Origin of the sequence: Desulfovibrio intestinalis (assembly GCF_014202345.1) — a bacterium.
In the GTDB taxonomy this organism is placed as follows: Bacteria; Desulfobacterota; Desulfovibrionia; order Desulfovibrionales; family Desulfovibrionaceae; genus Desulfovibrio; species Desulfovibrio intestinalis.
Window position 1 is genome coordinate 1 of sequence record NZ_JACHGO010000007.1, and the last position, 22,108, is coordinate 22,108.

At 57.1% G+C, this 22,108-nt stretch carries 21 protein-coding genes; 5 read left to right on the forward strand and 16 right to left on the reverse strand.

From position 1 onward, the window contains the following. The coding region (locus HNQ38_RS14100) for a hypothetical protein (RefSeq protein WP_221277885.1) at positions 1 to 229 on the forward strand (229 nt) is incomplete at its 5' end. 32 nt (positions 230 to 261) lie between these two features. Here the strand turns inward: HNQ38_RS14100 and HNQ38_RS11235 are convergent. Further along, positions 262 to 2,103, reverse strand: a complete 1,842-nt coding sequence (locus HNQ38_RS11235) for a lytic transglycosylase domain-containing protein (RefSeq protein ID WP_246388122.1) — start codon at positions 2,101 to 2,103, stop codon at positions 262 to 264. Here HNQ38_RS11235 and HNQ38_RS11240 point away from each other — a divergent pair. Then, positions 2,102 to 2,902, forward strand: a complete 801-nt coding sequence (locus tag HNQ38_RS11240) for a TrmH family RNA methyltransferase (RefSeq protein ID WP_183720848.1) — start codon at positions 2,102 to 2,104, stop codon at positions 2,900 to 2,902. The genes HNQ38_RS11235 and HNQ38_RS11240 overlap by 2 nt on opposite strands. Before the next feature lie 347 nt (positions 2,903 to 3,249). Here the strand turns inward: HNQ38_RS11240 and fliQ are convergent, their stop codons facing one another. The 7 genes from fliQ to era all read right to left on the reverse strand — a co-directional run bounded on the left by fliQ (position 3,250) and on the right by era (position 8,058). Further along, positions 3,250 to 3,519: a flagellar biosynthesis protein FliQ gene (gene fliQ / locus HNQ38_RS11245; protein ID WP_183720851.1), complete on the reverse strand. Its 270-nt coding sequence runs from the start codon at positions 3,517 to 3,519 to the stop codon at positions 3,250 to 3,252. 78 nt (positions 3,520 to 3,597) lie between these two features. Further along, positions 3,598 to 4,392 carry a flagellar type III secretion system pore protein FliP gene (fliP, locus tag HNQ38_RS11250; RefSeq protein ID WP_246388123.1) on the reverse strand — a complete coding sequence of 265 codons (795 nt, stop codon included), beginning with the start codon at positions 4,390 to 4,392 and terminating at the stop codon, positions 3,598 to 3,600. After that, a complete protein-coding gene (gene fliO / locus HNQ38_RS11255; RefSeq protein ID WP_246388124.1) occupies positions 4,325 to 4,972 on the reverse strand; it encodes a flagellar biosynthetic protein FliO in 648 nt (215 codons plus the stop codon). The genes fliP and fliO overlap by 68 nt, the downstream gene beginning before the upstream one ends. Beyond that, positions 4,965 to 5,540, reverse strand: coding sequence for a flagellar motor switch protein FliN (gene fliN / locus HNQ38_RS11260; protein WP_183720854.1), 576 nt, complete (start codon positions 5,538 to 5,540; stop codon positions 4,965 to 4,967). Before fliN ends, fliO begins: the two co-directional genes overlap by 8 nt. Positions 5,541 to 5,619: 79 nt before the next feature. After that, positions 5,620 to 6,261 carry a flagellar basal body-associated FliL family protein gene (locus HNQ38_RS11265; RefSeq protein ID WP_183720857.1) on the reverse strand — a complete coding sequence of 214 codons (642 nt, stop codon included), beginning with the start codon at positions 6,259 to 6,261 and terminating at the stop codon, positions 5,620 to 5,622. A 139-nt stretch (positions 6,262 to 6,400) separates the two neighbouring features. Then, entirely contained in the window at positions 6,401 to 7,132 is a 732-nt protein-coding gene (locus HNQ38_RS11270; protein ID WP_183720860.1) for a YggS family pyridoxal phosphate-dependent enzyme, read from the reverse strand. A gap of 2 nt (positions 7,133 to 7,134) precedes the next feature. Further along, positions 7,135 to 8,058 (reverse strand): GTPase Era, encoded by a 924-nt coding sequence (gene era, locus HNQ38_RS11275; RefSeq protein WP_183720863.1) that lies wholly within the window; start codon positions 8,056 to 8,058, stop codon positions 7,135 to 7,137. Between the two features lie 604 nt (positions 8,059 to 8,662). Here era and HNQ38_RS11280 point away from each other — a divergent pair. Further along, entirely contained in the window at positions 8,663 to 9,187 is a 525-nt protein-coding gene (locus HNQ38_RS11280) for a VUT family protein (protein ID WP_183720866.1), read from the forward strand. A gap of 391 nt (positions 9,188 to 9,578) precedes the next feature. Here HNQ38_RS11280 and HNQ38_RS11285 read toward each other — a convergent pair whose 3' ends face one another. From HNQ38_RS11285 to HNQ38_RS11320, 8 genes are all read right to left on the reverse strand, one after another. Next, on the reverse strand, positions 9,579 to 10,238 hold the full coding sequence (locus HNQ38_RS11285; RefSeq protein WP_183720868.1) for a DUF421 domain-containing protein: 660 nt from the start codon (positions 10,236 to 10,238) through the stop codon (positions 9,579 to 9,581). A gap of 406 nt (positions 10,239 to 10,644) precedes the next feature. Next, positions 10,645 to 12,234, reverse strand: coding sequence for a c-type cytochrome (locus tag HNQ38_RS11290; protein ID WP_183720871.1), 1,590 nt, complete (start codon positions 12,232 to 12,234; stop codon positions 10,645 to 10,647). Positions 12,235 to 12,236: 2 nt separating this feature from the next. Next, positions 12,237 to 13,628, reverse strand: a complete 1,392-nt coding sequence (locus HNQ38_RS11295; protein WP_183720874.1) for a c-type cytochrome — start codon at positions 13,626 to 13,628, stop codon at positions 12,237 to 12,239. A gap of 2 nt (positions 13,629 to 13,630) precedes the next feature. Then, positions 13,631 to 14,512, reverse strand: coding sequence for a c-type cytochrome (locus HNQ38_RS11300; RefSeq protein WP_183720877.1), 882 nt, complete (start codon positions 14,510 to 14,512; stop codon positions 13,631 to 13,633). A gap of 1,502 nt (positions 14,513 to 16,014) precedes the next feature. Beyond that, positions 16,015 to 16,839 (reverse strand): histidinol-phosphatase, encoded by an 825-nt coding sequence (locus HNQ38_RS11305; protein ID WP_183720880.1) that lies wholly within the window; start codon positions 16,837 to 16,839, stop codon positions 16,015 to 16,017. Between the two features lie 182 nt (positions 16,840 to 17,021). Then, positions 17,022 to 17,960, reverse strand: a complete 939-nt coding sequence (locus HNQ38_RS11310; RefSeq protein WP_183720883.1) for a bifunctional riboflavin kinase/FAD synthetase — start codon at positions 17,958 to 17,960, stop codon at positions 17,022 to 17,024. A 71-nt stretch (positions 17,961 to 18,031) separates the two neighbouring features. Then, complete coding sequence (locus HNQ38_RS11315; protein WP_183720887.1) at positions 18,032 to 18,550, reverse strand: hypothetical protein; 519 nt, start codon at positions 18,548 to 18,550, stop codon at positions 18,032 to 18,034. A gap of 14 nt (positions 18,551 to 18,564) precedes the next feature. Beyond that, positions 18,565 to 20,304, reverse strand: a complete 1,740-nt coding sequence (locus HNQ38_RS11320) for a DEAD/DEAH box helicase (protein ID WP_183720890.1) — start codon at positions 20,302 to 20,304, stop codon at positions 18,565 to 18,567. A 433-nt stretch (positions 20,305 to 20,737) separates the two neighbouring features. On the opposite strand from HNQ38_RS11320, the gene hisI reads away from it, so the two are divergent. Both hisI and hisG read left to right on the forward strand, forming a co-directional pair. After that, a complete protein-coding gene (gene hisI / locus HNQ38_RS11325; protein ID WP_183720893.1) occupies positions 20,738 to 21,151 on the forward strand; it encodes a phosphoribosyl-AMP cyclohydrolase in 414 nt (137 codons plus the stop codon). 13 nt (positions 21,152 to 21,164) lie between these two features. Next, positions 21,165 to 22,058, forward strand: coding sequence for an ATP phosphoribosyltransferase (gene hisG / locus HNQ38_RS11330; protein ID WP_183720896.1), 894 nt, complete (start codon positions 21,165 to 21,167; stop codon positions 22,056 to 22,058). Positions 22,059 to 22,108 lie beyond the last annotated feature (50 nt).

Genomic DNA, 22,108 nt, shown 5'->3' on the forward strand with positions numbered 1-22,108 from the left:
CTTTTCGAACCCCGTCAATCACTTTTTTCGACTTCGCGAAACTTTGTTTCGCTTGTGTGTCGTTTTGAAGTCACCGCCGTTGCGCGAAACGAGAACTTGCCTCAAAGGGGGTCAGGTGTCAACCAAATTCTTCTTTTTTTATCAGATTGTTGCAGCACTGCGAAGGCAAAATCCGTTTTTACGGCCACAGGGGCGGATTTCCCAAAAAACGGCACATCCTGAAAACTGATGGCCCTTCATAGCAGCCCCCGCAAACCCGGCCTACTGCTCCACAACCAGCACAGAACCAGCGCGCAGATTCTTCTCGTTTACGCCGTTCCACCGCATAAGATCCTCAACGCTGACCTTGTGCTCGCGCGCGATCTTCCACAGGCTGTCCTTGGCCTGGACAGTATATGTAGTTCTGGATGTCTTGGCGGAAGTCTTGCTGCCCACCCTGCCGTCAGAGCCTGCGGATACGCCGCCAGACGGCGCGCCGCCTGGAATGCGCAGTACGGTTCCGGCGTGAAGCGCATTGGGATTGCTTATATTGTTATGATCCTGCAAATCTTTGACGGTGACGTTATACTGCCGGGCCACAGCGTACAGGGTTTCATTGGGCTGCAACGTATGGCTGCCCGATGAAGCTGCCGCACGGGCGGGTTGCGCAGACGCTCGAACTGGCGCTGATGCCGGGGCTTGAGCAACTGATCTGCCAGACGCGGCTGATTTCTTGTTGTTCTCGTCCCTTGCCGAACCTTTGCTGTCCAGCGCCGCCACCGCTCGGGCAGACATATCCACCGAACGCGGGGCCAACACGGTCTGCCCGGCACTCAACCGGCTTTCACCAGGATTGAGCGCGCGCAACTGGGCAACGGGGATTCCGCTACGGCGGCTGATTTTTTCCCACGAGTCGCCACTACTGGCCACACGCATGGCACCCCATCCGGCATAGGCCGTGCAACGGGACGACCCCAGAAAAGCCTGGGCCTGACGCTCGTTTCTGGCAGGCACATAAACAAAGGTTGAACGCCCCGTATCCGTAATCCGGCGTTTATGATGGCGGTTATAGACTGCAAAGTCGCTCCAGCTCATGCCGCAGGCATCGGCCAGACCATTGAGGTCAGTGCCGGGGCGCGCCGTGAGGCGCAGCACGCCCGGCGCGTTTTCAGGCCGGATGGACTCAAAACCCAGTTCTGGCAGGTTGCGCATGATCTTGGTGATCGCCAGAAAGCGCGGCACATACTGCTTGGTTTCGTCACGCAGCTGAGCCTTGTCGTCAAGCATGTGGTTGCGGGCCTTGACCTCATAGAAGTTCTTGCCGCCTGTGCCTTCCTTGGCGCGGCTGATCTTGCCCTCGCCAGCGTTGTAGGCGGCGACGGCTGTAGGCCAGTCGCCAAAGTAGTCGTACAGTTTCTGCAGATAGTCCGCCGCTGCTTCCGTTGATTCATAAGGATCGAGACGCTCGTCGGTCCACCAGTCCTGCGTGAGACCAAAGCGCTCGCCAGTGGCGGGCATGAACTGCCACGCGCCAGTGGCGCCCACGGGAGAGCGGGCATCGACCCGGTAGCCGCTTTCTACAATAGCAAGATACGCGAGATCTTCGGGAATACCGCGCGAGCGAAAGACCTGGCGGGAATAGTTCAAATACCCTTCTGCCCTTTTGGAAAACACGCAGACAGAGTTGCGCCCCTTGCGCAGGTAGTACTTGTACTGCCGCGTCACGTCATCCATAGCTTCGGGGGGCACGTTCTTATCCACCTGGCTTGTGGATTTGAGCGCCGCCATTTCTTTGCTGCTCAGAGGTGTGGGATCATCATCGGGGATGGAAAAGGACACACCACGCTTGCCAGATCCGCCGTCCTGCCGTGAGGCGCAGCCTCCGGCCAGCATGAGGCAGCACACGGCTGCCAGCACACAAAGGCGAAGACCAACAGTTGCGCCCTTGCGTCCTTGCGCAGCAATGTCCATACTATATACCGTCATGGTGATCTCCTTGTCTGCCCGGCTTGCCATGAGCCAGGAAGATGCGTACACAGCCGCATGACTGTGGACGCCCTTGTCCTCGTAATTTTTACCTCGGCCACCCGTGGGGGCCGTTTTACCTCGTGCGGAGGCGTGCATGCATACTCAATCTGAAGACGCCCCTCTTCTCCCGGGCCTCAAACCCGTGCTGGAACTGCTGTCCAGCGACCCGCAGCGCATTGACTGCGTGTTCTGCAAGAAGGGACTTCGTGGTCCCGAGGCTCGCGAAATGCAGAACCTCTGCCGGAAAAACGATGTGCGCTTTACTCTGGTGGATCCGCCTGTGCTCGACCGCCTGTGTCGCCCCGCCAGTGGCGGCAACCGTGACGCCGGGCGCGATGCCGTGGGGCATCAGGGCGTGGTGGCCCGCTTGTCTGTCACCAGCTTTTGCGAGCTTGAAGACATTTTTGCCACCGTGGAGCAGGCTCCCCTGCCCATAATCCTTGCCCTCGATCAGGTGCAGGACCCCGGCAACGTGGGTACGCTCTGCCGCACCCTTTACGCCCTGGGGGGCGCGGGCATCATTCTGCCCCGCCACAACAGCGCCTATCTTGGACCAGCCGCGCGCCGCGCCGCCGCAGGCGCTCTTGAGCATCTGCCCGTAGCCCGCGTGACCAATCTGGGCCATGCCCTGGACAGCGCTGAAGAGGCCGGGTTGACCATCTACGGCGCTGGAGGCCAGGCGGGTTCCGGCAGCCTTGACGCCTTTGCCGAACCTATGCGCCTGCCCGCCATTCTGGTGCTGGGCAATGAAGACAAAGGCTTGCGGCCCGGCGTTGCCAAACGTTGCGCACATATGATGCGCATACCGTTGGCGCGAAGCTTTGACTCGCTTAATGTGGCCCAGGCCGGGGGCATTCTGCTGGGACTGGCTGCGGCTGCGCGCGCCAAATCCTGATAAGAGTCCGATGCAGTAAACCGCGACTTCAACACGCGGTTTGCGCAAAGAACAAGAACGCCTTGTTGCGTTTAACAAGGCGCACGCCCTCTTATTTACACAACTAAGCGCCATCAGACAACTCAAAAAGGAAATGTCACAGACATTTCCTTTTTTTATTGAAAGACAAACTCTTTCTGTATTTTTTCTAGACTTATTCTGATCTGCGATATTGGCGGCTTTATCTATGCTTTTTTGTACATCATACTGATTATACAAAGTCCGATACATAGTGCATCGTCCGCAGCATTGAGCAAGGGGAATATCCCGCGCTTGCGTTGAAGAAGATATAAGAGAACCGCATACAGCTAGCGCACATAGTTGGGGATGTTGATGAAGACGTCACGCGTGAAGGTTATCATGCGTTCCATCAGCCAGGGCAGGGCCAGCAGCAGGGCCAGAAACATGCAGACGATCTTGGGGATAAAGGTCAGGGTCATCTCCTGAATCTGGGTGGCAGCCTGAATAACGCTGACAAGCACACCAACGCCCAGCCCCACAGACAGCATGGGCAGAGCCATCATGAGACACAATTCAATGGCCTGGCGGCCAAAACCGATAACGAAATCAGGAGACATGCGCTTACCCCCGAGGGAATTTTTTGACACTGCCAATCACTGGCGCTCTGTAGATACAAAAATGATGCCAGTTCCACGTCAGAGAAGGAAGCTGTTGACAAGCGATCCCACCAGCAAATTCCAGCCGTCAACCATAACAAAAAGCAGCAGTTTGAACGGCATGGAAACCATCATGGGCGGCAACATCATCATGCCCATAGCCAGCAGCACGCTGGAGATGACCATATCCAGCACCAGAAAGGGAATATAGATGAGAAAGCCGATGGTGAAGGCTGTCTTCAGTTCACTGATGACAAAGGCCGCAGCCAGCAGCATGGTAGGAACTTCTTCCTTGCTCTTGGGGGCTTCCATTTTACTGATGGAATAGAAGATGGAAAGGTCTTTTTCGCGGGTATGCTTGAACATGAAGGTACGCAGGGGGGCCTGCGCCTTGTCCAGAGCTTCTTTATAGTCCATGCGTTCGCTGAGGTAGGGCTGCAAGGCGTCGTCGTTGATCTGCTTGCCCACAGGATACATGATGACCACCGTCATAAAAATGGCGAGGCTGGCCAGTATCTGGGTAGGCGGCAACTGCTGTACGCCCATAGCCTGACGCAGGAAGCTGAACACGATGATGATGCGGGTAAAACTGGTGACCGTGAGCATGATGGCCGGAGCCACGGAAAGGACGGTGAGCAGAAAGAGAATTTCCAGCAGCACCGAGACTTTTTCCGGCGATTTTGCGCCGCCGGCAAGGCTGAGCTGCAAGGTGGGCATGGCCATGTCCTGAGCGGCATGGGCCAGATGGGGCAGCAAAAGAAGAAGACTAGCGGCTGTCAGTACCGCGAGTGGCGTCTTCCATGACTTGTTGAAAATTTTTGTCCTGCGGCTCATGCTGCGCCTGCTCCTCGGTCAGAAGGGTTATGTGCTGGTCGGTCACGCCCAGCAACAGCCTTCTATTCAAAAAGCGTACCACCATAAGCCCCTTACGCGGGCCCAGCGGCAATTGCGCTTCCATAACCAGAGCTCCCTTGGGCAAGGCCCCCGGGCGCGGCAAAAAATTGAACTTGCCAAAACGGCGTACCAGCCACACAACCAGCCACAATATGGCCACCAGCAAAAACAGAATGCCCACAGCCTGCGCGTAGCTGCCCCAGGAAAAGGAGCTTTCGCCAAGGCCCGTGCTGTGTTCCGCCGCCTTGGCAGCCGCCTGCCCGGCCAGGCCGCCGTCGAGACTGTCAGAAAGGGTATCGGCAAAACGGCCCGCAGCCTGCGCCGCAGCGCCAAGCCCCTGACGGGCCAGTTCCACGGCGTTGTCCACCACCCGGTCAAGCCCCGGCAACGAGGCCGCACCCTGCTCCACAGCGCCACGCACCGCCTGCCCCGACATGCCCGCTTCAGTAGCAGCGGGCAAGGAAGAAGACGCCACGCCGCCCGAAGCGGCGGAGGCTGCTGCATGGACGAGGCTAGCCAAGCTGCTTTACCCTTTCAATGGGACTGATGATGTCCGTCAGGCGCACGCCAAACTTTTCGTTGATGACAACGGCTTCGCCGCGTGCCACAAGCTTGCCGTTCACATAGACTTCCAGCGGTTCGCCAGCCAGTTTGTTCAGCTCCACCACAGACCCCTGACCAAGTTGCAGCAGTTCGTTGATGAGCAGACGGGTACGGCCCAGCTCGGCAGAGACGTCCAGAGGAATATCCAGAATGAAGTCCAGCTCGCGCTTGAGCTTGTTGTCGCCGGGCTGACGCGCCATTTCGGTCATATCCTTGAAATGGGCGTCCGTGGCATGGCCGCCCATGCCTGCGCCAGCGCCGCCAAAAGACTGCTGCGGATGCGCCTCTTCGTCCTGGGCCATGCTGGCGGCCCACTGGGCTGCCAGGGCTTCGTCGGCCTGACGCTGCGCGTCTGCGCCAGCAGGGGGAGTTTCGGACGGGGCGGCGGGTTCGGCAGCGCCGTCTGAAGCTTTGGCTGCATCAGATTCTTGGGCGAGTTCGGCTTCCCACTGGGCGGCCAAAGCGTCCTGATCTTCCTGCGACATAGGTCACCTCTTTGTCTTCCTGCCGCCGGGCGCGTCTGCACCCGGAGCGTTGACCGTGCGGGCAAAGCCGCGCAAGAAATTATTCGACAACAAAGTCAGTAAAATACACGCGAATAACGCGCTGTGCGCCAAGTATCTGATTAAGGCGCGCCGCCACTTCGGCCTTGAGCAGCACCTTGCCGTCAGGGCTGGCTATGTCGGCATAGTTTTTACCGGCCAGCAGCATGATGATGGCATCGCGGATGCGGGCGTTGTTCGCCTGGAGGGCCGCCGAAACATCGGCATTGACCTCCACTTCCATGCTCATTTTAAGATAGCGCCGCCCGGCAGGGTCTGACAGATTGACTGTAATGGACGGCAAGGGCAGCACCATACCGCCGCTGCGCGGCAGATCGCTCTGCCGCTCGATACGCCCATCGCCACCTGCCTGACCAGACGCGCCCTGATTGCCTTGCCCGGCTTGTCCGCCCTGCCCCGCCGAGACGGAACCAGCAGACTGCCCAGCGGCGGAAGATGTTCCCGTGGCATCAGTTGCAAGCGCAGCCCCATTGCTGGAGGGGGTGCGCAAATAGAGCCACCAGTAGCCGCCAAGCCCTGCGCCGCTCAATGTCATGAGCAATATCGCCAAAATAATGACGAGGCGCTTGACCCGGGATTTTTTCTTGGGACTTTCAGCCTGCCCTTCGGGCAGCGCGGGGGCTTCTTTTTCCTTGGCCGCCATAATCAACTCCGTTGGCCTTGTGCGGACTCACAGCCGTGCCGTGCCGCCGTCATGTTCACGGGAGGGACGTCCCCGGAAAACCCCGGAGAGACCCGAAACGCCGCCACCCGCAAAGCCGGCCTCCATGCTGATGCAGACACTATGCCAGAGGCGGCGTTTTGGCCGAGCGCGGCCCGAAAATATCCGTGCCTATGCGCACCAGAGTGGCCCCTTCGGCCACAGCGGCTTCGAAGTCGCCGCTCATGCCCATAGAAAGCGTGGGCAGGGGCAGACCTGTGTGCTTTTGCAGGCTGTCCCTCAATTGGCGCAGATGGGCAAAATGGGGGCGCGCTGCATCACCGGCATCAAAAACCGGGGGCAGGCACATAAGCCCCTGAATGTCCAGGTGAGGACAGTTCTCAAGTACATAATCGGCCAGTGCCGGCAAATCTGCAGGCATAAGACCACTTTTTTGCGGCTCGGAGGCAATATTTATCTCGAAAAGCACTGGCTGGCGCTCTTCAGCGCCGCTCATGCGCTTTTCAAGACCGTCGGCAAGCTTACGCGAATCGAGGGTATGTATGAGGGCAAAGGCGCCGCCCACCTGCGCGGCCTTGCGGCTTTGCACATGGCCGATCATGTGCCAGCGGATGCCTGCGGCAAGCGTGGAGGACCCGGCGGACGCCGCCAGATCCTCACGTTTCTGCAAAGCTTCCTGCACATAATTTTCGCCAAAATCCACCTGCCCGGCAGCGGCCACAACGGCCACCTCTTCCGCCGGATGCAGCTTGGATACGGCAATGAGGGTCACGTCCTCTCTGGCGCGCCCGGCAGCGGCACAGGCTGTGTTCAGCCTGTCCAGCACATGACGGTAACGGTCCAGCAGTTCCATACCTACTCCGCCATCATGCCGATGTCGCGCAAAAAGGCCGCATCTTCGGTCCAGTGCTCACGCACCTTGACCCACAGTTCCAGATGCACCTTGCCGTCCACCAGAACCTGAATGTCCTTGCGGGCCTCGGTTCCAATGGCCTTGATGGACTGCCCGGCCCGGCCGATGACCATAGCCTTGTGCATGGGACGAGCCACATAAATGGTGGCGTGGATGACGGTTTGCCCGCGCTCTTCGTCTTCTTCCCAGTTTTCAATATCCACGGCCACAGAATAGGGAACTTCCTGCCGCAGGTGCAAAAAGAGCTTTTCGCGAATTATTTCGGCGGTCATGAAGCGCAGAGGCGCAGTGGAAATCTGGTCTTCGGGAAACTGAGCCTGCGCTTTAGGCAGATTCTTGTTGATAAGAGCCACCAGATCGGCCAGACCATCCCTGCGCAAGGCAGACACAGGAAAGATTTCGGCTCTGGGCCACATTTCATGCAGCCGTGTCAGCAGGGGCAGCATGCGGCTCTTGTCGCTGAACAGGTCCACCTTGTTGACCACCACGATCATCGGGCGTTCTTCGCTGGCCAGAGCCTGAGCTACCGGGGCCAGGTCGCGCTCCAGAAATTCGGGGTGGCGGATGTAGAGGTGGGCGTCCAGTACCGGCATGATAACATCAGCCTGCCCCAGGCTTTGCCACACAGCCTGGATCATCGTTTTGCTCAGGCGGCCCCGCACCTGTGTGAGGCCGGGCGTATCCATAAAGATAACCTGGGAATCATCATTGGTGAGGATGCCCACAATCTGATTGCGCGTGGTCTGCGGTTTGGGCGTGACAATAGTCACCTTCTGCCCGAGAAGGGAATTAAGCAGGGTGGACTTGCCAGCATTGGGCGGGCCCATAAGCGCCACCCATCCGCAACGGTAGTGCAGGTCGGTCATTACATCTCCTGGCCGAAAAACCGGCCTACGCTGCGCGCAAAAGGCGCAGAAATTTTCTTGAGCAATTTCACTTTGAACTTGCTCTGGCGGCTACATGAGCAGCCGCCCGCCGTGAAGGCTTGATTACAGCTTCAGCCGTTGCTTTAGCCGTTGTGCCGCAGGAAGCTAGGAATAAAGACGGCAATGAGTTACGCAAAAACTTACCCAAAGAGTCGCTGTCGTTATCCGTAAACCGCTGACGCTGCAACGGCTTACGCGTCCATAGGGCTTGCCCGAACCGTTACGAACCCGTCTTGCGGGGCAGGACAGATCGCTACGGAGAAGACAGCCCGGCTATTTATTTGCGCGGTTATGCGCCGCAACGGGCGTCTCTTAAACTTTGAGAACGCGTATTCTCAAAGTAAATCTACTCTAGAAACATACTAAATCTGTTTTTCTGTCCCATATCCGCGCGCTGCGGTCAAGCCGCAAGCCAGCCTTCCTGCCCTTGCGCCGGGCAAAAAGCGCGCTTGCCATACCCTGAAAACCCTCTGTTTTTCATGTAATTGCTGCAAGCAATTCCCTTGCGTCCGGCAAGCCGCAGACGCCGCCATACTTGACGATCATGCCGTCAACGCTTACTCTCGCGCCCATGTTTACTCTCTTCACCTACATGGCTCTTATCGTTGGCGTGAACTACGCCTTTGCCGTAACGCCCCTCATTGAGCTGCCCAATGGCGAACTGTGGGCCCCGCTCTCTCTTGTGGTAGGCTTTATTTTTGTGGTGCGCGATTATGCGCAGCGCCGGGTGGGACACAAAGTGCTGTGGGCCATGCTGGTGGGCTGCATTGTGAGCTGGTATATGGCCACGCCCCAGCTTGCTCTGGCCAGCGCCGCCGCCTTTGCAATGGGCGAGATGGGCGACTGGGCGCTGTTCACGTTTACCAATCGCCCCTTTTCGCAGCGCATACTTATTTCAAGCCTTGTAGGCGCGCCCCTGGACAGCATTGTTTTTCTGCTCATCATCGGCCTTGCCACGCCCTGGTCCATCATAACCATGAGCGTTAGCAAACTGCTGGGCGCACTGCTGGTGTTCTGGCTGGTACGCCGCCGTGAACAGCGCGAATACGCAATGGGCCTGGGGGCCTGAAAAGGCCGTACTTTGCACTGAGAAGTGTGCCCGCTTCTTCCTATTCCTGTCACCACAGTGTTTCCCCACACCAATATCCAGCTATGCATGATGTAATGGTGAGAATAGCCTGCGGTTTGTCTGGTGGAAGGATTATCAGGCAGTCACATCCCGTTTGATGCCCCTCCTGCTGAGGAATCAGCTTTTGCTGCTCTGGACTGATTGCTGCGCAAAAGTAGCGACGTCTAGGATCAACACAGGCTGATCCTGGACCCGCCTTGATTATCCTACTGACACATGTGAAACGATTTATATTGCGGATGTAATAGAATCACGCAACATGTGTCACCTATGGACACATTGCACAAGCCATCTACAGGTTCTAACTAGAGAATTTTAAAGTCAAGATCCCCTAATCAGTAGTTATTTTATATAGCACACCATCACGATCAACGATGTTTAACGTATTAGATGCGTATTCTATTATATAGATAGAATCATCATCAATTTTTGCATTCTTAATGTATGTTTCAACCCAATCTTTGTTTTTATTTATTTTTTCAATTTCCTCTTCCTGATACTTCCCATTGATATTGAATACTAATGACGGCCACTTATCTTTCTCCAAAACAATAGTCAGTTGCCCATCTGGTTCTATTTGAGCAAAATATATTTCAGCTAATGATTTTATCCCTTTAGAGTGTATTTTTGATATTATACTGACTATATCTACCTTATTGCTGTTTACATTTTCGATAGAGAGCTTGTTATCATCTATAATAACAATGGCCTTACCAATTGTTATTGACCGCAGCTTGTCTATTTTTTTACTTAAAAATGAGATTATATTAAGGAAGACTACGGATATTATTAATAATATTATGTAGTACAGCATTGATATTTCATTGTTATATATAACACCGCCTATTACAGCACCTAGCACAAAGTTCCCAAAAAAGTCTATTGGCGTCATTTGAGCCAATTGTGTTTTACCTGAAAAATTTAAATGAGCTATGACAATAGCGAAGCCTATTACTATCTTGCATGTTACTATAATTAAATATTCGGTCATTTCTTGCCCCTTTAATTATATTAATAATATTGTAGTATTCTTGTTTACCTTGATAAACTGAATGCGGCTGCATAGGCTTTCCTGTGCAGCATAAAAAACCTCAAACAGCCTTCCCGCTTAGCCACTCAGAGCACAAACATCTCAACGAGCTAGCATTACCATTTTTAGAGCATTAAACTTGAAAAAGATTGAATACTCTAGCTGCACAAGAGTGAAGCGCACAGCAACGCGGCGTGGATTCAGCCTGAAATCATATTTTATGGAAGAACGACAACTTTGAAATGCAATGTATTTTAAAGTTGCCCTACCCCAGAAGGGGATTCATGAAGAGAAAGGGTATGCGAGTGCAAATTAAAAAAAGGGCTGTCCTACATCTAGGACAGCCCTTTTTCATACTCTGAAAGCTCTACTTCTCTACCCGGAAGGTATTGCTGATGATGGTCAGATCTTCCAGCACTTCCTGCGGCAGATGCCGGAATGGCGGCATGACCGTGCCGGGGTAGCCGTTGGTGATAACCTCAAGGGCACGGGCATGGGTCATTGCGAACTTTTGCAAGTCCGGGGGCGGGGGCAACAGGGTGTGCCCAAACTCCGTGATCTCGCCTGCAACACCGTGGCAGACCGAGCAGGTTTCAGCCCATACAAACATGGCCTCGCCTTCCGGCTCGCGGTCCGGCGGCACGTCGGCCTTGCCGTACATGTCAAAACGCTTGCCCATCGTATCCAGCACCATTTCAATCTTTTCGCGGTCATACAGGCGGAAGTAAGGCATACCTGAGCCGGGTACGCCGTCCCGCACGAGGGTGTATACATACTCCCTGTCGGCGCGAATGGCCGCAATATCCTCTGCAGGAATAAGCAGACGCGCGGCCACTGGGCCGTCGCCCTTGCCTTCCAGCCCGTGGCAGGGGGCGCAAGCCTGATCGTAAATGGTGTCGCCGTTATCGTACACGGTCTTGAGCTTGAGGGCGTAAGCATCCAGCGAAGGCTGCCGGAAGGGATCCATAGTCTTGGCCCGCTCTGTACGATAAGCGTCGTTGGCAGCCTGTAGCGGATTGAGGGATTCGTCCTGTATGAACTGGCGGCCCACCAGCATGGCCGCGAAGGCCAGAGGCAGCAGCCAGAGCAAACTGCGGGGCGCGGGCAGCGGCACGGGCCGCGGGGCTGCCTCTGAAGCTGACTGGCGGGGACGCAGCACCCACAAGACCAGCAGGGCGGCCAGCGCGCCCACTGTAAGCGCCGCTACTATGGTCCAGGTGAGTTCCGCAGCCACAGTAAACAGCAGAGGGATACCTATGAGGATCTGGGCCAGCGTTGCGCCGAAAACCCAGTTGCGCAAGCGCGGGGCTTTTTCCGGATTGTTGCGGGTTGAGAAAAAGAGCTGAAAAGCCGCGCCAAGCACAAGGGCTGCACCGATGACGTGCAGATAACGCAGCAGCCAGTGCGGGGCCAATGCGGGCAATGTGGCAAAATCCTGCCCGCCCGACTGACCGAACTGGGCCCACAGATGCTGGCGTTCCATAAGAGCCAGCGCCCCGGTAAACACGGCAGGCACGGTGAGCAGCGCTCCCACGCCTATCACGCCGCAGAGCAGCGCCAGCCACGAGCGGCTTTCCATCGAATGGTTAAATCCGTCAATGAGCAGAAAGGCTACGATAAGCAGGGGTATCACCGCCAGCCAGGCATAGGCGAACAGCCCTGTGGTGGTGAAGAATGAGTAGGAATAACGTATTTGTATGAGCAACAGGGGCGCAATGCCCAAAACCACGGCCAGACTTTTGAGGCCCAGGTGGGTGTGCATGAATTTGCTGTTCCAGCTCTGCCCCGGCTGGTCGTTGTTCAGCCAGTCTTGCAAAAAAAACACAAGACCCAGCACCGCTGTACCGACGATAAGCAGCGCAAAAAGCAAATGCAGGCCAAAGGTCACAAAGAGCAGGCCATCGAGCCAACCGTCGGACAGGGGATGCAGGAGGAAGAGGTCAGTCCACTTGTTCATGGCTACTTCGCCTCCCTGCCCGCTGCATGGGCTGCCGGAGTTTTCGGCGCCTGCGGGATCTTGATATAACCCTGCTCTGTTCCGAGCATATAGATATAGTTGGCCAGCAGCAGGCGCTCCGATTCCGATCCGGTAAAGGGCGTCATGAAGGGACCGAGGTTTTCCGTGATGTCCACAATGGCATTGAGGCTGTCCAGCGTACGCCCGGCCACGCGAATGCCGATATTGTTCAGTCCGCCTTTGACCGTGGTGTGGCACACCCCGCAATTGGCGGCAAACAGGGCCTGCCCTGCCACCATATCAGGCGGCAGCTTGCCGCTGTCATCAACCCAGCGCATGCGCGGCAGATAATTCTCGTTCTTTTCATCAAGGGCCAGCTTTTCCACCAGCGGCACCTGATTGGCGTACATATAGCCGGGCAGCAGATACGGCCCGCGCACAAATTCGCGAATGCGCTCAAATTCCATAACCATAAATACGCACAGCAGAATGGCCGGAATGCAGAGAATGCGGCTTATAATGGGCCAGCGCAGTACAGCGACCAGCCCCGTGAGGCAAAGCACCCCGACACCCACGGCATTAAGGGTGGGCAAAAAGTCCGGCAGTTGCGACATGTAGGAGGTGGCGACCGCGAACTTCCAGTGGGTCAGATAGGTCATTGGAATGCGGGAGAAGTAAACCCACGCGCTGACCCCGGCCACGGCCACACAGCCCAGAAACACACCGCCAGCCAGCCGCAGGGCGCTGCCGCGCTCCTGCTGCGTGCCTTTGAAGCGCCAGGCAATCCAGGCCGCAAGCAACAATGAGCCAATGCCCAGCCCCGCCGCCAGCCGCAGAAACACCTGGGGCACAAAGGTGGGGTTGTAGTAAGCCTGATCGAAAGTCTGCCCCCAGGGCCAGCCGGCAGGCGTGAGCATAAAGCCCAGAATGCCCGAGATTAGGATGGCCGAAATGACGGCCATGACCACATAGCCCCAGCCAAGGGCGGTCAGGCGGCCCGGGTGCTTTTCCGCCAGTTTGTCCCACAGGTAGTAGTAAAAAAGCAGCAGAATGACTTCTGAGGTAAAGGCTCCCCACTCAATGAACCAGGGCCAGAAAAAGAGGTGGATGAGTGAGCCGATGCCCTCAGGCGCAAGAATGCCCGTGATAAACCAGATGCCCACGCCCGTCACCGCACCCACGGAAGTGATAACCACCACCACAGGCCCCAGCAAGCTGCGGGTTATGCGTGCCCAGTGCGGCCCCTTGCCCATATACGTCAGGGTTTGAAAAAGAATGAGCATGGTCATGAGGCCAATGGCCAGACCGTGACTTATGACGACATGCAACACGGCGTCCAGCGCGATGGTCATGCCATCGCCGAGACCCGGTATGTGCAATATGGGAAAAATCATGGCTACTTCCCTTCCGTCAGGGGGATGAGCCGCTCGATCTTGTCAGGATGCGTGGGCACGAACTTGGGCCGGGGCTGTTCGTGTATGTAGCCCGCCACGTCCAGCGCCTCTTCCTGCGTAAGGGAAGGCGCGTTCTTGGGCATAAAGCGCCATGCGAATATGGACAGGGTACGCACCCGGTGCATGCCTGCGCCGTCGTTGTACGAATCGTCGCCCCACACGGGCGGGGCAATGTCTGTGCCTTCGCCGTTGGGGCCGTGGCAGCGGGCGCACACGTCCTTATAGACTTTTTCACCGTTGGCAGCATCGGGCTTGTGGGGATTGTCCATACTTTCGGGAATGGCCCAGGGCAGTTTGGCGTATATGGGAATATCCTTGGATATCCATTGCAGATAGACCAGCAGAGACTGGATGATCTGTCCGTCCAGCGGCGGCGGCGTTCCGTTCATGCTACGGTCAAAACAGCCCTGAATGCGAATGCCGAGGTCTACAGTATATTCATTGCGGTCACGGTAACGCGGATAGGTGGCCCCTACCCCTACCAGCGAGAAGCTCTCCATAGACCTGCCGCCTTCAAAATGGCAGCTGGAACAGGAGAGTTTGCTGTCTTTGCTGACGTATTCCCCGGCGTACTTGCTGGTTTCCGTCATGATCTTGTAGCCCAGCATAACTTCGGCCCGGATGCTTTCCGGCGCGTCTTCGGGTCGCGGCGGGTTGAACAGGGCTTGCGCCGCTGGCACGGCCACCCTTTTGGCCGCCGCTTCGGAGTCCATAGCCACCCGCTTGATGGTGAGCGTTGAACCGAAGAAAGAGAGCACCCACACACCAAAGACAAGCAATATGGCCGCCAGAGCAAGGCCCAGATATACGCCACGGTTTTTCATGACAACTCCTGCAGGGGCACGATTCAGCCCGCCCCGGTATGTATGAACTCAATACTTTGTAATTTAGTATGAATATGTTCTCACCCCGAATGCAGGCTTAATGAGAAATATTCAGTGTATGAATTTCAAAAATACAGAACATTGTCAACAGCACTTCAAAAAAAACGCTATATTTTCGTATAGCTGTAAACAATATTTATAAAGAAAGAACAGAGGTGCAATGCGGTGCATGAATATTGTTGCATATATATGTTGCAGCAAGCAAATATGGCGGTTTGGGGAACGCCTGGGCGGCGGGGAATTGGTTGCCGCGTGTAGCGCGAGGCTGGAGAGAGGGGCGTTGCGTTCGTGAAGTGATTCGTGCCCTGCGGGCACGGAGGGTTTTCCACGTATGTTGGTTGGCCGCCTGCGCGGCGCGTGGCAAGGTGGGAGTGGCTGCGGGCGCATAGAAGAATGGCGTCGCTTTTATGAAACCATTTGTACCCTGCGGATACGACGTCTTTCCTTCTCTTTATTTCTGCCGCCTGCGCGGCGTGCGGCAGAAGGGGCCTGTTAGGGGCTGCCGCCCCTTCGAGGCCCCCTCTGCACTCCCCCCGAACAACCCCGCTGGGCTTTCGTATCTCTCCACTCCCACGGGGTAGCCTTCAAGGGCTTTCCAAATTCTATCATTTCCCGAGGGCTGCGCGGCTTTTACTTCGGGAGCTTCCTCGCTTCGCTCGGCGATCTCCCTTCGCACCGCGCAATGCCATCGGGCGCTTTCGCGTTGCATATCAGCTTTGAGCATCTGGACGCTTGGGGTTGATGTTGCAAGCTGAGAGAAGAGGCCAATAATGTTTATTGCGTAAAGAATGACCTCGGCACGCGCTGTTTCTCAGACAAGGAACAGGCCATTGCCGGGGGCGGCGTCATAAAGAACCGAAGCCGACACGTCGGCGAGGTTCGTGCGTAGCCGCTCCCCCAAAAGATACTTGGCGGTCGAGGTCGAACAGGGGGTGCTTCGGGGGGATGCAAGGGGGGCCCAAACAACATAAGCAAAAAGCCCCCGTGCCCGCAGGGCACAACACGCGTATCTCAATGGCTAGCCCCAAACTTTCGTGCCACGCCAATCAGACGCTCCAGTCCCCCCATACAACGCCAAAGCGCCCTATGGCATTGCGCGGCGCGTAGGGAGATCGCCCGACCAAGGGGAGGGAAGCTCCCGCAGCAATCGCCGCGCAGCCCTCGAAGAATGGTGGAATTGGGAAAGCCCTTGAAGGCTCACTCGTAGAAATGGAGATATATGGAAAACCCAGCGGGGTCGTCCGGGGGGAGTGCAGAGGGGGACTCGGAGGGGCGGCAGCCCCTAACAGGCCCCCTCGCCGCCCGCTGCATAGGCGGCCCAAACAACATAAGCAAAAAAGCCCCCGTGCCCGCAGGGCACAAAAGGCTTTATAAAGGCGACTTTATTCTTTTCCAGCCCCGGCTGTCCCCACCACGAAAGCCTTCAATGAAGAATCCGCACGTTAAAAATCGAGCGTGATTTTCTCGCGTCCCACGGCGATACGGTTTTTCTTAAAACCGTAGCTGCGGGCATAGCGGGCCAGTTCTTCGAAATGAGAGACGGTTTCACTGACGGCGTGGGCATCGGAACCAAAGCTGATGGCCAAACCAAGATCAGCGGCGATCCGCATGATGGCAGGGCCGGGGTACGGTTCGTTGAAGGTTTTGCGCAGTCCGGCAGAGGAAACTTCCATTGCCGTATCAGAATCGCGCATGGCGGCAAGTGCCCTGGCGATGAGATCAAGACTGCCGGGCTGTTTCAGCCACGCCTGAAAGTCGTCGTAGCAGCAGACCTTGATGAAATCGGGGTGGGCAACCACGTCCACCAATCCGCTGGAAGCAAGCCGGGCCATTTCTTCATAATAGGCGGTAAAACGCGCAAAACGCTGCGGCTGAGTAAAATCAGCCGCCCAGCTGCGGGGCGACCCCACAGGCACGTCATGCACAAAATGCAGACCGCCAATCACATAGTCAAAGGGATAGAGGCCCAGAATGTTTTTCATCCAAGCCATATTGACAGGCAGCCAGTCCAGCTCCATGCCGAGCAGCACCTGAGGGCTGCCGGAAGGCACGTTTTGCTTGAGAGCCAGCACCGCCTCTACATAGGCGGGAAAGGTAACGCTGAGATCGCCGGTATACAACGGGCAGGCATAGCCGGGAGGCAGGGGTGAATGCTCTGAAAGGCCGTACCAGTCAAGCTGGCTGCCCCTGGCTGCCTCGTACATGTCGGCAACAGTGTCGCGCCCGTGAGCAGCCAGGGTGTGATTATGCAGATCCGCGCGTATCATGCCTCACTCATACTCCCAAGTTGAAGCAAAGGCCACCCTGCAAAGACTGGAGCATTTTACCCTTAACAAGTTGAAATACCCTGAGGCTGCACAAGAGTGCAGCGCGGCGTGGACTCTGCCGAAAAGCGGTTTTCGGCAGAATGGCAACATTGAAATGCAGTGCATTTCAATGTTGCTCGACTCTAAAGACGAATAAAGGCCGCCAGAATGCGCCGCGCGTGGTCGACGTCAGCCGCGATCTGTTCTTTGAGGGCATCCACGGAGTCAAAGCGCTTTTCTCCCCGCAGGTGTTCCACAAAATCCAGCCGCATGGCCTGACCGTAAAAATCCCGCCCGCCTTCAAGCAGGAAGGTTTCTACAGTAAGCTCGTTGTCGCCGAAGGTGGGTTTGCGCCCGATGCAGGTAACGGCGGGCCATGTATGGCCGTCTGCGCCTGCGGGGGTTGCGAGCGTGGCATAGACCCCTTCGGTGGGAATGACCACCTGCGGACGTGCCAGATTGGCCGTGGGAAAACCCAGTCCCGCGCCGCGCCCGTCACCGTGCACAACCTCGCCGCTGAAACCGTGAAAACGGCCAAGCAGGCGGGCAGCCTCACGCACATCGCCCTCGCCGATAAGCTTGCGCAGCGTTGTGGAGCTGACCACAGTGCCGTCCACAACCACAGGGGCCAGCTGCTCGACGCTAAACCCGGCGTCCTCGCCCAGGCGGCGCAGCGTATCTACATGTCCGCCACGGTCGCGGCCCAGGGTGAAGTCGTAGCCGACAACCAGATGGCGCAGATTCAAAGGCGCAAGAAAGGCCTGAACAAAACTGTTGGCATCGTGGGCGGCCAGTTCCGGGGTAAAGGGAAGCTCCAGCACATGCTGCACCCCAAGGGCTTCCAGCAGCGTAAAGCGTTCCTCGCGCGTCGTCAGGGGCATATGCCCAAGCTGGGGCGCAACCACCTGCCGCGGGTGCGGCCAGAAGGTCATGACCACGGGGGTCAGCTTTTCGCTGGCGCACACATCCAGCGTGTGCCGGATAAGTGCCTGATGCCCAAGGTGCACACCGTCAAAATTGCCGATGGTCAGGCCGCTGTTTTCGAGAAAACTCAATTCTTCAATGGAATGTGCGATATTCATATCTGCCGGTTCCAAGGCAAGGCGTCAGCGCAGTAAGGCCCCGTATAACCGGGTCCCGCGCGCTGACGGCCCTATATTAGCCTGTCGAATATATGTTTGTAGAGTTTGCGGATGTGCAGAACGAGCTTGAGGTTGGCGCTTTTGTCAGCCTTTTCGCTCTGGGAGAAAAAGGAGGTCAGGTGGCGGGCCACATTGCTGAAATCGCCGTCACCCATTGGCTCCAGCATACCCCAGTACTCGCGGCCACGCGTCAAGACCAGCGCACTGGCCCTGTCCCTGTGTTTTGCGGCATATTCCCGCAAAAAAGTGTCAAACATCACGTCCGCATCCTGCGGAAAGGATCTGGCAAGGGCCAATCGCCACAAAGCCATATACAGCCCGCGCAGCTCAAGCAGCATCTGACGGCGGCGCAAAAACTGCATGCGCCCCACGCCCAGATATGCCAGTTCCACAGTAAAATCCGCGTCAGCGTACAAGGCCATGAAGTTATCCAGGGCCTGCCGCATGGTGTCGGAAAGAACGACGGATGACGCCGCTTCCGGGGATATGGTTTCAGAAGCTGGTCCCGAGGTGTCGTCCATATGACGCATAGAACTCCGTCAGCTTATTCAGCAGTATCCGTTTTGCTTTGCACATTCCGGGGCGCAGTGTCCCCGGCATCCCTGCCCTGTTGACCGTCACGGCGGCGCGGAGAACGGCGGCGTTTGCCCGAACGGGCCTCCGCATTTTCGCCGCTGGCAGTTCCGTTACAGTCACTTTGCTCGCCGTTGGCGCTTTTGCCGCCATTACCACCGTTGCCGCCTTTGGAGTTCCTGCCGTTACGGCCCGAACCCCCACGGCCTGAACTGTGCCGTGCGCCCTCGCTCTGCCGGGCGGGACTGGGCGAAGACTGATCGGGAAAGCGACTTTCACGCAGGCTTTCCTGATGGGCTGAATCCAGCAGCATGGCCAGCAGCAACGTGCTGTCTTCGCCATCACCTTCAGCGGCGAGTTCGCGCGCCAACTGGACATAGCGGGCCACACGCATGCGCTCAAGGCCTGTCAGATTACGAAAACGTCCTTCAAGAATGGCCGTCAGGCGTGTGCCTGCCACGCGGGCCACGTCTTCATCCGTGGGCAGCGGCATGGGGATAAGACCAATCTTGTAATGCTTGGCAATGCGGTCAAGCTCCATACGCTGCATGACGTCCACCAGAGAAATCACTGTGCCAGCGGCTCCGGCGCGTCCGGTACGTCCGGCGCGGTGGATGTAGCTTTCGTGGTCTTCGGGCGGCTCATAAAGAAAAACGTGCGACAACTCGGGGATGTCAATGCCGCGCGCGGCAACGTCCGTAGCGACCAGATACTGCAGCTTGCCCTGGCGTATCTTTTCCAGCACAGCTTCACGCCGGGACTGGGAAAGGTCGGCGGAAAGCTCATCGGCGCTGTAGCCAAAGCCCTGCAACACCCCGGTCACATAGTGCACGTTGGACTTGGTGTTACAAAAAATGATGGCCGAAGCGGGATTTTCCGTCTCCAGCAGGCGTACCAGGGCGCGGTCCTTGTCCATGGGCTTTACTTCGCAAAAAAGATGCTGCACTTCGGCCACATGCACTTCTTTTTGCGAAAGAGAGAGCATGGCTGGCGCGGACATGAACTCCCCGGCCAGTTTAAGCACATGCGGCGGATACGTGGCCGAGAACAAGCAGGTATGAATGGCCCGCCTGGGCAGGTAGCGCTGTATCTCCTTCATGTCCGGGTAAAAACCGATGGAAAGCATGCGGTCGGCCTCGTCGAAGACCAGTTCGCGCAGGTCTTTGAGGTCCAGGGTACGGCGCAGCAGATGGTCCAGCACACGGCCAGGGGTGCCCACGATAAGCTGCGCCCCTTCACGCAGGGCGTCCATCTGTTTTTTGTAGCCCACGCCGCCGTAAACGGCGGCGGTGACGATGCCCGTGCCCTCAAACAGCACCGCGGCCTCACGCTCAACCTGCACGGCCAGTTCCCGCGTAGGGGCCAGCACAAGCGCCTGCGGAGCCTTGAGGTCTGCAGACAGGCGGGGCAGCATGGGCAAAAGATAGCAGCCGGTTTTACCGCTGCCCGTGCGCGACTGCACCATAATGTCGCGCCCTTCAAGCAAATAGGGGAATGCCAGAGACTGAACAGGCATAAGCCCCTGCCAGCCCGCGCGTGCGCAAGCTTCGCGCATGCCTTCGGGCAGATCGGCCATAGTCACTCGCGGCAATGCGTCTTCGGGCTCGCTGACGGATATGCCGCTAAGCGGGGTATCCGCAACGTCTGCTGACGTATTTTCCACTGTTGTGACGGCGGCGTCCGGATCGGAGGGTGATTGATGTTCAGACATGTATTTATCCCGGCGGCATGCCGCCTTTAAATATGATTTCGCTAACGTATGAGCATGCCATAGCGCGATTAATTGCGCAAGTTACCTTGAATCACGCCGTACTGCGGGGGTGCACAGCGGGGCTGCCCCCACACCCTTTCGCTGGTTGTGAGCAAAAAATCATCACATGGGCAAACGAAACAGGGCCGCACCCCGGCAGCACACGCCTGCTGCGCAACGCAAATCTTGCGGCTGCCGCAACAGGCTTTTTACCCGGTATTTTTGACGTAAAAGAACGCATGAAGCAATGCAGGGCATGTATTTACCTTCTATAACAGGCTTTGCTTGCGTCTCACTGCGCTTGCGGTTAGATTTGTTCCCTTTGCCGGACAACGCGTGCCGTGCAAAACACTGCCCGGCGACACATGGCTGCCGCCTTTTTCAAGGAGTGTGTATGACAGCCCCAGAACCGAAGCCCGCCGCCGTTCCCGGCGAGGGCTTCACCCCTGACTTCAGCAAAGGTCTTCTGCCAGCCATAGCGCAGGACCACGCCAGTGGCGAGGTTCTCATGTTGGCCTATATGAATGAAGAGGCATGGCGCAAGACCCTTGAAACCGGCGAGGCCCATTACTGGAGCCGCAGCCGCAAGCAGCTCTGGCACAAGGGCGGCACATCCGGCCATGTGCAGAAAGTTTGCTCAGTGCGGCTGGATTGTGACAGTGACACGGTACTGCTGCAGGTGGAACAGATTGGCGGCGCGGCCTGTCATACGGGGCGGCGCACCTGTTTTTACCGGGAATGGAAGGACGGCGCAGCAAGCATTTGCGCCCCTATGGTTTTTGACCCTGAAAAAGTCTACGGCGTATAATAAGGACAGCATCATGAGCGCGGATATGAAGCCCATCATCAAACTGGGCGTGCCCAAGGGTTCGCTGGAAGAAGCCACTATCAATCTTTTTGAACGCGCGGGCTGGAAAATCCGCAAGCATACGCGCAACTATTTTCCAGATATCAACGACCCCGACATTACGGCTTCATTGTGCCGCGTGCAGGAAATTGGCGGCTATATTGAGGCAGGCGTGCTGGACGTGGGCATCACTGGCCTGGACTGGCTGACCGAAAGCAACCACGACGGCAACGTCGTGCACGTCTCTGACCTTGTGTACTCCAAGACCTCCAACAGGCCCTGCCGCTGGGTGCTGGCTGTGGCGGGCGACGCCCCCTACCGCACCGCCGCCGACCTGGCCGGAAAGCGCATCGCCACAGAACTGGAAGGCATGACCCGCCGCTACTTTGAAAATGCTGGCGTGAAAGTGGACGTTTTTTATTCCTGGGGCGCTACTGAAGCCAAGGTTGTAGAAGGCCTTGCCGACGCCATCGTGGAAGTGACCGAAACCGGCACGACCATTCGCGCGCACGGATTGCGGATCATTGACGAAGTCATGATTTCCTACCCTGTGCTCATTGCCAACAAGGAAGCCTGGGCCGACCCCCGCAAGCGCGCCAAAATCGAGCAGCTTGACCTGCTGCTTCAGGGCGCACTGCGCGCCGAGAATCTGGTGGCGCTCAAGATGAACGCCCCGTCAGACAACCTTGCGGCCATTCTTGAGATGCTGCCGTCGCTCAATTCCCCCACGGTATCCCCCCTGCGGGACGAAAAATGGCTTTCCGTTGAATCCGTGGTACAGATCGACGTGGTGCGCGACCTTATCCCGCGCCTACGCGAGGCCGGAGCCGAGGGCATTATTGAGTTCGCTCTGAACAAGGTCATCTAGCAACATGATAAGGGCGGCCTGCGCAGAAGCGCGGGCCGCCCTTTTTCCTT

What these genes read in the sequence shown, in the direction of transcription:
- fliN (WP_183720854.1), bottom strand. Translation starts at nt 5,540, where the DNA reads ATGTCGCAGGAAGATCAGGACGCTTTGGCCGCCCAGTGGGAAGCCGAA.
- HNQ38_RS11300 (WP_183720877.1), bottom strand. Translation starts at nt 14,512, where the DNA reads ATGAAAAACCGTGGCGTATATCTGGGCCTTGCTCTGGCGGCCATATTG.
- HNQ38_RS11295 (WP_183720874.1), bottom strand. Translation starts at nt 13,628, where the DNA reads ATGATTTTTCCCATATTGCACATACCGGGTCTCGGCGATGGCATGACC.
- hisG (WP_183720896.1), top strand. Translation starts at nt 21,165, where the DNA reads ATGAGCGCGGATATGAAGCCCATCATCAAACTGGGCGTGCCCAAGGGT.
- hisI (WP_183720893.1), top strand. Translation starts at nt 20,738, where the DNA reads ATGACAGCCCCAGAACCGAAGCCCGCCGCCGTTCCCGGCGAGGGCTTC.
- fliP (WP_246388123.1), bottom strand. Translation starts at nt 4,392, where the DNA reads ATGAGCCGCAGGACAAAAATTTTCAACAAGTCATGGAAGACGCCACTC.
- HNQ38_RS11240 (WP_183720848.1), top strand. Translation starts at nt 2,102, where the DNA reads ATGCATACTCAATCTGAAGACGCCCCTCTTCTCCCGGGCCTCAAACCC.
- fliQ (WP_183720851.1), bottom strand. Translation starts at nt 3,519, where the DNA reads ATGTCTCCTGATTTCGTTATCGGTTTTGGCCGCCAGGCCATTGAATTG.
- HNQ38_RS11285 (WP_183720868.1), bottom strand. Translation starts at nt 10,238, where the DNA reads ATGACCGAATATTTAATTATAGTAACATGCAAGATAGTAATAGGCTTC.
- HNQ38_RS11235 (WP_246388122.1), bottom strand. Translation starts at nt 2,103, where the DNA reads ATGCACGCCTCCGCACGAGGTAAAACGGCCCCCACGGGTGGCCGAGGT.
- HNQ38_RS11305 (WP_183720880.1), bottom strand. Translation starts at nt 16,839, where the DNA reads ATGATACGCGCGGATCTGCATAATCACACCCTGGCTGCTCACGGGCGC.
- HNQ38_RS11265 (WP_183720857.1), bottom strand. Translation starts at nt 6,261, where the DNA reads ATGGCGGCCAAGGAAAAAGAAGCCCCCGCGCTGCCCGAAGGGCAGGCT.
- era (WP_183720863.1), bottom strand. Translation starts at nt 8,058, where the DNA reads ATGACCGACCTGCACTACCGTTGCGGATGGGTGGCGCTTATGGGCCCG.
- HNQ38_RS11290 (WP_183720871.1), bottom strand. Translation starts at nt 12,234, where the DNA reads ATGAACAAGTGGACTGACCTCTTCCTCCTGCATCCCCTGTCCGACGGT.
- HNQ38_RS11270 (WP_183720860.1), bottom strand. Translation starts at nt 7,132, where the DNA reads ATGGAACTGCTGGACCGTTACCGTCATGTGCTGGACAGGCTGAACACA.
- HNQ38_RS11320 (WP_183720890.1), bottom strand. Translation starts at nt 20,304, where the DNA reads ATGTCTGAACATCAATCACCCTCCGATCCGGACGCCGCCGTCACAACA.
- HNQ38_RS11310 (WP_183720883.1), bottom strand. Translation starts at nt 17,960, where the DNA reads ATGAATATCGCACATTCCATTGAAGAATTGAGTTTTCTCGAAAACAGC.
- HNQ38_RS11315 (WP_183720887.1), bottom strand. Translation starts at nt 18,550, where the DNA reads ATGCGTCATATGGACGACACCTCGGGACCAGCTTCTGAAACCATATCC.
- HNQ38_RS11280 (WP_183720866.1), top strand. Translation starts at nt 8,663, where the DNA reads ATGCCGTCAACGCTTACTCTCGCGCCCATGTTTACTCTCTTCACCTAC.